This window comes from Actinophytocola sp., assembly GCF_036378875.1.
In the GTDB taxonomy this organism is placed as follows: Bacteria; Actinomycetota; Actinomycetes; order Mycobacteriales; family Pseudonocardiaceae; genus Actinophytocola.
In genome coordinates this window covers 97781-106818 of sequence record NZ_DASUVO010000057.1, presented here as the reverse complement: position 1 = coordinate 106818, position 9038 = coordinate 97781, and the positions used below count along the sequence as shown (strand labels likewise).

6 protein-coding genes are annotated in these 9038 nt (G+C 69.4%); 3 read left to right on the top strand and 3 right to left on the bottom strand.

What is annotated here, in order from left to right; genetic code table 11:
- The coding region (locus VF106_RS17060; RefSeq protein WP_330840703.1) for an NAD+ synthase at positions 1-1750 on the bottom strand (1750 nt) is incomplete at its 3' end.
- Positions 1751-1789: 39 nt separating this feature from the next.
- On the bottom strand, positions 1790-4144 hold the full coding sequence (gene secA2, locus VF106_RS17055; protein WP_330840710.1) for an accessory Sec system translocase SecA2: 2355 nt from the start codon (positions 4142-4144) through the stop codon (positions 1790-1792).
- Between the two features lie 143 nt (positions 4145-4287).
- Between secA2 and VF106_RS17050 the strand changes: the two genes are divergently transcribed.
- Positions 4288-5847 carry an alpha/beta hydrolase gene (locus VF106_RS17050; protein WP_414638996.1) on the top strand — a complete coding sequence of 520 codons (1560 nt, stop codon included), beginning with the start codon at positions 4288-4290 and terminating at the stop codon, positions 5845-5847.
- A gap of 530 nt (positions 5848-6377) precedes the next feature.
- Entirely contained in the window at positions 6378-7601 is a 1224-nt protein-coding gene (locus VF106_RS17045; protein WP_330840701.1) for an MFS transporter, read from the top strand.
- A 67-nt stretch (positions 7602-7668) separates the two neighbouring features.
- On the opposite strand, the gene VF106_RS17040 is transcribed toward VF106_RS17045, so the two are convergent.
- Positions 7669-7857: a DUF7455 domain-containing protein gene (locus VF106_RS17040; RefSeq protein ID WP_330840700.1), complete on the bottom strand. Its 189-nt coding sequence runs from the start codon at positions 7855-7857 to the stop codon at positions 7669-7671.
- A 270-nt stretch (positions 7858-8127) separates the two neighbouring features.
- Here VF106_RS17040 and VF106_RS17035 point away from each other — a divergent pair, with 270 nt between their 5' ends.
- Positions 8128-8922: an EamA family transporter gene (locus VF106_RS17035; protein WP_330840709.1), complete on the top strand. Its 795-nt coding sequence runs from the start codon at positions 8128-8130 to the stop codon at positions 8920-8922.
- Positions 8923-9038: the final 116 nt, after the last annotated feature.

Genomic DNA, 9038 nt, shown 5'->3' with positions numbered 1-9038 from the left:
GGACGTTGCGACCCACCGTCCGGGCCGGCACCGGCGAGCGACCCTCGCGCCAGCCGTTCGTGATCGGCAGCCGGCGGTCACGGCCGAAGGCCTTCAGCGAGATCTTGGTGCCCGGCGGGTACTGCCGGCGCTTGTACTCCGCCCGGTCGACCATCCGGACCACCCGGTCGACCAGGGCGGCGTCGAACCCCATCTCGACGATCTCGGCGTGCCCCTTGTCGCCCTCGACGTAGTCGTCGAGGATGTCGTCGAGCAGCTCGTACGGCGGCAGCGAGTCGGTGTCCAGCTGGCCGGGCCGGAGCTCGGCGCTCGGCTCCTTGGTGATCGAGCTCTCCGGGATCGGCGGGGACTCACCGCGCGCCGCAGCGACCTCGTTGCGCCACCGAGCCAGCCGCCACACCCAGGTCTTCGGGACGTCCTTGATCGGTGCGAACCCGCCGACGGCGTCGCCGTAGATGGTCGAGTAACCCACCGCGAGCTCGGTCTTGTTGCCGGTCGCCAGCACCAGGTGCCCGTGCTGGTTGGACAGGCCCATCAGCGTCATGCCACGGCACCTGGCCTGCACGTTCTCCTCGGCGAGGCCGGTCAGCCCCAGCTGCGAGACGAAGACCGCGACCATGTCCTCGATCGGCTGGGTCTGGTAGTGCAGCCCGGTCCGCTCCGCGAGGTCGGCGGCGTCGGACTTCGAGTGCCCGGACGAGTACGCCGACGGCATCGACACGCCGTGCACGTTCTCGGGTCCCAGCGCGTCCACCGCCAGCGCGGCGCACACCGCGGAGTCGATCCCGCCGGACAGCCCGAGCACCACGGACGTGAAGCCGTTCTTGAGCACGTAGTCCCGCAGACCCAGCTCCAGCGCGGCCCAGATCTCCGGCATCTCGGTCAGCGGCTCGACCGCGGCCGGTGTGTCCATCGCCGGATAGGACAGGGGAGTGTCGTTCAATGTCACCCGCCGCACCGCGAAGCCCTCGAACGCACCCGGCTCGGTGGCCGCGCCCCCGGGTAAGTCCAGGTCCATGACGGTGAGGTGCTCGACGAACTGCGGCAGCCGCGTCAGCAGCTCACCGGACGCGGACATCGCGAACGAGCCACCGTCGAACACCAGGTCGTCCTGCCCGCCGACCAGGTTCACGTACACCAGCGGCGCCCCGGCCTCCTGGGCCCGCCGCGCCACGAGCGGCTCGCGTACGTCGTCCTTGTTCCGCTCGTACGGCGAGGCGTTCGGCGCCACCACCAGGTCCACCCCGGCCGCCCCCAGCGCCGAGATCGGCCCGCCGTCCTGCCAGATGTCCTCGCAGATGACCATGCCGACCTCGAGGCCGTGCAACCGCACGACGTCGAGGGTCTGCCCCGGCTTGAACAGCCGCCGCTCGTCGAACACGCCGTAGTTCGGCAGGTGGTGCTTGAACTGCGTGGCGACGATCCGCCCGCCGTACAGCACCGCCACCGCGTCCCTGGGCCCGACCTCGTCGCGGTCCAGGTAGCTCACGACCGCCGCCACGGCACCGTTGCCCTCGGCGTCGAGCCGCGCGGCGAGCGCGGACAGTGCCTCCCGCGACGCCGTCGCGAACGACTCCCGCAGCGCCAGGTCCTCCACCGGATACCCGGTCAGCACCATCTCGGGGAACACGACCAGGTGCGCGCCGGCCTCAGCCGCACGAGCAGTCCACGACGCGACCAGGTCCGAGTTGCCGTCCAGATCGCCGACCGTCGCGTTGACCTGCGCGAGTGCGATGCGTAGCTGTGGCATGCACCCATCCTCACACAGTTTTCGCCCAACAGGCGAAAATCACCGGCGTGACCCGCCTCGCACCTTCTTGATCATCGCGCGGACCTGCTGCAACGCCTGCTCCGCGTCGGTGTCGAAGGGGTTGTCGTGGATCATGTACGTCCAGGTCGCCGACGGCCTGCGCAGCTTGCCCGACGTGAGGTCGACGCCGTCCGGCCCGATCTCCATCGAGTCGAACGTCTCGACCGAGCGCTCGGAGATCTCGTCCTGGATCTTGCGGAACTCGGGGATCGCGGTCCGGTGGAACTCGTCGATCGGCGTCTCCTTGGCCAGCGCACGCAGGTGGATCGTCTCCCGCACGTCCGCGAGGAACGCCAGGTGCTCGGTCCACCGCTGGTCGAGGTGGTAGAGCATGATCTGCCGCGCCGACTCCTCCATGACCTTCTCGTCGAGCTCGTCGGACAGCTTCTTCCACCGCTTCTCCGACTGCGACGCCAGCGACGTGGCCGCGAGATCGGTGGTCAGCAGCTCGTCGCGGTACTCCAGGAGCACCTTGCGCTGGTGTTCGATCAACCGCGTGTACCGCCAGGTGTTGCGGTGGATCTCCAGCTGGACGCCCTCGGACACCTTCTGCGCGTGGTCGACGTACCGCTTGGTTGTGGGGTCGGCGAGCCGGCCCATGTCCTCGTCGTCGTCCGGTTCGGCGCCCGCGGTCGCGTCCGGCGCGTACTGGATCACCTGGTCGTCGCCGAGGCTCGCGAACATGATCGACCCGCCGGGGTCGCCCTGCCGCCCGGCCCGGCCCCGCAGCTGGTCGTCCAGCCGGCTCGACTGGTAGTGCCCGGTGCCGATCACGAGCAGTCCGCCCAGGTCGGCGACCTTGTCGTGCTCGCTGGCGTCGTCGCTCTTCTTCTTGCCCCCCAGCCGGATGTCGGTGCCGCGGCCGGCCATCTGCGTGGACACGGTGACCGCGTCGTACGCGCCGGCCTCGGCCACGATCGCCGCCTCCTGCGCGTCGTTCTTCGCGTTCAGCACCACGCATTCCACGTCGGCGTCGGCGAGCAGCTTCGCGAGCCGCTCTGACTCGGCCACGTCACGCGTGCCGATCAGGATCGGCCGCCCGGTCTTGTGGACCTCCGCGATCTCCCGGACGATCGCGGCCTCCTTGTGCTCGACCGTGTCGTACAGGCGGTCCGACTCGTCCTCCCGGACACACGGCGTGTTCGGTGGGATGACCGCGACCCGCAGCTCGTAGAACTCCCGCAGCTGCTCGGCGACCGCCACCGCGGTGCCGGTCATGCCGCACACCGTCCGGTACCGGCCGATCAGGCCCTGCACGCTGATCGAGTCGAGCACCTCGCCGCTCTCGGTCGGCCGCAGCCGCTCCTTGGCCTCGACCGCCGCCTGCAGCCCGTCGGGCCAGCGCTGCCGCAACGCGATCCGGCCACGGGAGCTGTTGATCAGGTGCACCTTGCCGTCGCGGACGATGTAGTCGACATCCCGCTCCAGCAGCGCGTGCGCGTGCAGCGCCGCGTTGACCGCGGCCAGGCGGTCGCTGTGCTCGCCCGAGTACAGGTCGACGCCACCGAGCGCCTTCTCGACCGCCTTGGCGCCGCGGGTGGTGAGCCACGCGTTGCGGCCGTCCTCGTCCTTCTCGTAGTGCTGGCCGGGCTTGAGCGCCCGCACGATCTGGGCGACCTCGGGGTCGGCCTTGCCCTCGTCGGACGAGCCGGCCAGCACGAGCGGCACCTTGGCCTCGTCGATCAGCACCGAGTCGGCCTCGTCGACGATCACCACGTCCGGCTCCCGGCCGACCATGTCGTCCACCGAGGTGCACAGCCGGTCCCGGAGCACGTCGAAGCCGATCTCGCTGACCGACCCGTAGGTCACGTCCGCCGCGTACGCCGCGCGCCGCTCCTCCTGCGACGAGGTCTGGGAGACCCAGCCGACCGTCACGCCGAGCAGCTCGTACACCGGCCCCATCCACGCCGCGTCGCGCTGGGCGAGGTAGTCGTTGACCGACATGACGTGCACGGCGTGGCCCTGCAGCGCGTAGCCGGCGGCAGCGAGCGCACCGGCGAGCGTCTTGCCCTCACCGGTGGCCATCTGCACGACGTGGCCGTGCAACAGCTGCATGGTGCCGAGCAGCTGCACGTCGTAGGGCCGCTCGTCGAGCGCCCGCTTCGCCGCCTCCCGGCCGAGCGAGCACAGCTCGATGAGGTCCTTGTCGTCGAAGCCGGGCTCGTCAGCGCCTCTTCGCAGCTTCGCCGCGGCCTCGGTGAGCTCCTCGTCGGAGAGGTCGCCGACCTTCTTCTCCCGCCATTCGATCGAGGTCAGCAGCTCCTCGTAGCGGGAGATGTCGACGGTGGCCGGCCGGTCCAGGAACCGGGAGAACCCGGCCTTCACGCGCCGCATGAACGCCGCCACCGACGCTCACCTCCTCGCTCGTTTCTCAGAAAATTCTGCCCTGCACGGTAACGGTGTACCCCACCCGCTGAGTTCCGACTGGCAGGATCACGAACGTGACAGCTCGCCGGCACGCCATCGTGACAGCTTCCATCCTGCTCGCTTTCACCGCGGGGTCATGCACCGTATCTGTCGAGGGTGCCCCTTCGGTGCGGTTGCCGCTGACCGAGAGCAACGCCCCGAGAGGGCCCGTGCCGGCCGGTCTGGAGAAGTTCTACTCCCAGCAGCTGACCTGGGAAGGGTGCGCGGACTACGCCAAGACCGACCTCGACCAGCAGACGCTGGACAAGGACGACCTCCAGTGCACGCACCTGACCGTGCCGCTCGACTACGCCAAGCCTGACGGCGACACGATCAAGCTGGGGATTCTGCGCCGTCCGGCCAAGGACCGGGCCCAGCGGATCGGCTCGCTGGTCATCAACCCCGGCGGCCCTGGCGCGTCCGGCCTGTCCACCGCCGCGTCACTCGCCGACGCCAACGACACCCTCGCGGACCGGTTCGACTTCGTCGGCTTCGACCCGCGCGGCGTCGGCTCCAGCGAACCGACCGTCGAATGCCTGTCCGACCAGGAGATGGACGAGGAACGCGCCGACGACGCCGAGCTGGACATCTCCGCGGACGGCGTCGCGAAGCAGGAGGCCGAGTCGAAGGAGTACGCGCAGGAGTGCGTGGCCAACACCGACCACGGTGACGAGATGCTCGCGAACCTCGGCACCAGGGACGTCGCGAAGGACATGGACGTCCTGCGCTCGGCACTCGGCGACGAGAAACTCACCTACCTGGGTTACTCGTACGGCACCCGAATCGGCTACACGTACGCGGAGACGTTCCCGAAGAACGTGCGCGCACTGGTCCTGGACGGCGCCCTCGACCCGTCCAAGTCCGCGGTCGACGAGGTCGTCGCGCAGGGCGCGGGCTTCCAGAAGGCGTTCAACGACTTCGTCGCGTGGTGCGTGAAGGAGGACGACTGCGCACTGGGCAAGGACCCGAACGCGGCGCTGCAGCAGTTCCACAACCTGGTCCGCCCGCTGGGCCAGAACCCGATAGAGGTGAGCGACGGCCGGCGCCTGTCGTACGAGGACGCCACCACGGGCGTGGTGCTGGCCCTGTACTCGGAGCAGTACTGGGAGCCCCTGAACTCGGGACTGAACGAGCTGAAGCAGAAAGAGGGCGACACCCTCATGCAGATGGCGGACCTGTACCTGGAACGCAGCCAGGACGGCAGGTACTCGACCACACAGGACGTGTTCACGGCCGTCCGCTGCGTTGACGACCCCCGCGTCACCGACCCGAACGTGGCACTGGAGGTCTCCCGCCAGTACAAGGCAGCGGCCCCGTTCCTCGACGACGGCAACCCCCCGGTCGGCGTGCTCGACGCCTGCGCCTACTGGCCGGTCCCCAACACGAGCGAGCCCCACGTGCCCGACGTAGCCGGCCTGCCGAAGGTCCTGGTCATCTCCACCACCGGCGACCCGGCCACCCCGTACGAAGCAGGCGTGGCCCTGGCCAAGGGCCTGAGCGGCACGCTCCTCACGTACGAGGCAACCCAACACACGGTCTTCCTACAGGGCAACAAGTGCGTCGATACCGCGGGCGCGAACTACCTGACAGACCTGAAACTCCCATCGGAAGGCACCCGCTGCACCCCGTAGAAAGCGGCCCCCCGCCGGCCCGGCGACCTGGGTCGCGCCGCCCGCTGGTGCCTGATGTGCCGAGGGTGCCCTTCAGGACATCCGGGAACCGGCCTTGCGCGAGGGCGGTGAAGGGAGCCTTCCTCACGCTTGGCGTGATGAAGGGCCGCCTTCTTCGCACGGCCACCGGCTCGAACCGCCGGCGAAGCCGGGCTTAGCCCGTCCTTTGACGTGCTTGAGGTCTGAACGAGTGTCACGACGAGCGCGAATTACCTGGCAGAGCTGAGTCTCCCAGCGGAAACGCTCGCGGCACCCCCGGTAGACGTAGCCCGGGCTGCCCCCGCCCTATCCCGGGGGCACCCCGCCACGCCAGTTTACTGGTGGGGGGTGACAGAAGCGGTGATCTCGATCTTGGTTGTGGACAACCGCATCGGTTGTGGACAGGTCGTCGCGACGCTGCTGGAACTGTCGGTGCCTTGCCGTAGCGTGAAAACCGGGGGCCGGAGGCCAGGCCGCTCGTTATCCTGACCGCCGCGAGGGGGGTGCGTCGGGTGGCGGTCAAGCATGCGTTTCTCGACCTCACGCCGCTGCGTACGGTGCCGGTCTACCGGCGGCTCTTCGTTGGGCGGGTGCTGTCCGGGTTCGGCAGCCAGATGACGGTTGTCGCCGTGTTGTTCCAGGTGTGGGACGCCACCCGGAATCCGCTGTGGACCGGCGCGGTCGGCATGGCGCAGGCGCTGCCGCTGATGCTGTTCGGGCTGTTCGCCGGAACCATGATCGATCGGCGGGACCGGCGTCGCGTCTACCTCTTCGCCATGACCGGGCAGGCCTTCTGCGCGGTCATGCTTGCGGTACAGGCCTTCTTCCTCCACCTGCCCGTGGTGGGGCTGCTCGCGATCGTGGCGCTGCAAGGGTGTTTCGGCGCCGTGTCCGGTCCGGCTTCGCGGACTTTCCTGCCCCGGCTGCTGCCGCCGGAACAACTGGCCGCCGGGCTCGCGCTGACCCGCGTCGGGTTCCAGGCGGCCACGCTCGCGGGGCCGGCGGTCGGTGGGCTCGTGCTGGCCTTGTGGGGTGCCGGCACCTGCTACGCCGTGGACGCGGTCTCGTTCTGCGCCGCCCTGTACGGCGCCTTCGGGCTCCCCGCCATGCGGCCCGACGCCGGGGCGTCGCGTCCGGGCGTGCGTGGTGTGGTCGACGGGCTCGCGTTTCTGGTGCGGGAGCCGGTAGTCCGGGCGGCGCTGGTCACCGATCTCGCCGCGATGGTGCTGTCCATGCCGGTCAGCCTTTTCCCGCTGGTCAACGCGGAGCGCTTCGGCAACGACCCCCGCACGCTCGGGTTGTTCCTGTCCGCCATCGCGGTCGGTGGGGTCGTCGCGTCCGTGCTGTCCGGCACCTTCACGCGGCGGGCCCGTCAGGGCGTGGTGATGATCGTCGGCGCGGTGTCGTGGGGTGGTGCGCTCACGCTGTTCGCGTTCGCGCCGAACCCGTGGCTCGGGCTCGGGTTCCTCGTGTTGGCCGGTGCCGCCGACACCGTGTCGGTGATCGCCCGGAGTACGGTCGTCCAGCTCAACACGCCTGACGAGCTGATGGGCCGAGTCGCCGCGGCCGAGCAGATCGTCGGACAGGGCGGGCCCGAGGTGGGCAACCTACGTGGTGGTCTCGTCGCCGCGGCCACCACCGGGACCGTCGCGCTGGCGAGTGGTGGGATCGCGTGTGTGCTCGCTGTCGTGCTGGTCGCGGTCGTTACGCCCGGTTTGCGTCGCTTCCGCGTATAGCGGAGGCGGGACCCGTCGCCGGATCCCGCCTCCCTCAAAGTCACTCTTCGGTTGTTTGGCTCGCTGCTCAGGCCTGCCGCTGTGCCTGCAGGTCGGCTTCCAGCTCGCGCAGGCGCTCCTGGTGCTTGCGCGCGTGGTGCCCGCAGAAAAGGAGCTCGCCGCCGGAGGGAAGGATGGCCCGTACCTGTGCGGCGGCTCCGCAGCGGTCGCAGCGGTCTGCAGCTGTCAGTTCGGGGCGGGTGAGCGTCGTGTTCATGGCTAATCTCCCTCCGTCCCGGCATCCGGTAGACCCGGTGCCGTTCGGCTGCGGCCACTGCAGGTGCGGTGTCGCAGGTTCTACTCTTCCAGACGTTTGCGTCCCCGTCAGTGTTCCCGACCCGAATGTGAGATCACTGGACTCACGATTTAACCCGGTTGTCGTATTCGGCCTCTCACATTGCAGGATCGTGACGTGGGCTCGTTCGGTTCAGTGATCCGCGCCACGCGTTTCCCAGCGCCGTTACTCTTCGTGTTCGGCGGCGTGTCGATGTATCTCGGCGCCGCGGTCGCTGTCTGGCTGTTCGCCGAGCTGCCCCCGTCCGCCGTCGTGTGGCTGCGTCAACTCGGCGCCGCGGCCGTACTGCTCGCCTGGCGACGGCCTGGACGTGCCGCTTGGCGTGGGCGGATCTTCTGGCTGGCGGCGATCTTCGGGATGATGACGGCCGCCATGAACCTCGCCTTCTACGAGTCGATCCACCGGCTTCCGCTCGGCACCGCGGTCGCGTTGGAGTTCGTCGGGCCGGTGCTCGTCGCCGCGTTCGGATCACGCTCCGTGCGCGACATCGGGGCACTGGTGATGGTGGTCAGCGGCGTCGTGCTGATCGCCGACGTCCGCTGGGCCGGCAGCACGCTCGGCGTCTTGTTCGCTCTCAGCGCAGCGGCACTGTGGGCCGGATACATCGTTCTGGGGAAGCGCGTGGCGACGGCCGGGCTCGGCGTCGACGGGCTCGCGGTCGGGTTCGGTGTCGCGACCGTGGTGCTGTCGCCACTGGCGCTGGGCACCGGTCCGGCGTGGAACTCGCCTCGATTGCTCGTGCTCGGCATCGGGGTCGGCATCCTGGGCACGGTGATCCCGTACGCGCTCGACCAGGTCGTCCTGCGGCGGATGGGACCGGCACGTTTCGCGCTGCTGCTGGCACTACTCCCCGTGACGGCGACCGTGATCGGTTTGGTCGTCCTGCGCCAGGTGCCGACCCTGCTGGAGGCGACCGGGATTCTCGCGGTGGTCGCTGGTCTCACGATTCGGACACGGGAGGCCGGGCCAAGGCAAGATCCGCTCTAGTCACGCCCTGGCCGGCGTCGAGCGATCGTCATCAGCCCGTGCCTTCTCGACCGGTTCGATGTCGGTTTCCGCCCAATTCTTGACCGCTCCCATGACGGGAAGCAGGGTCTCGCCGA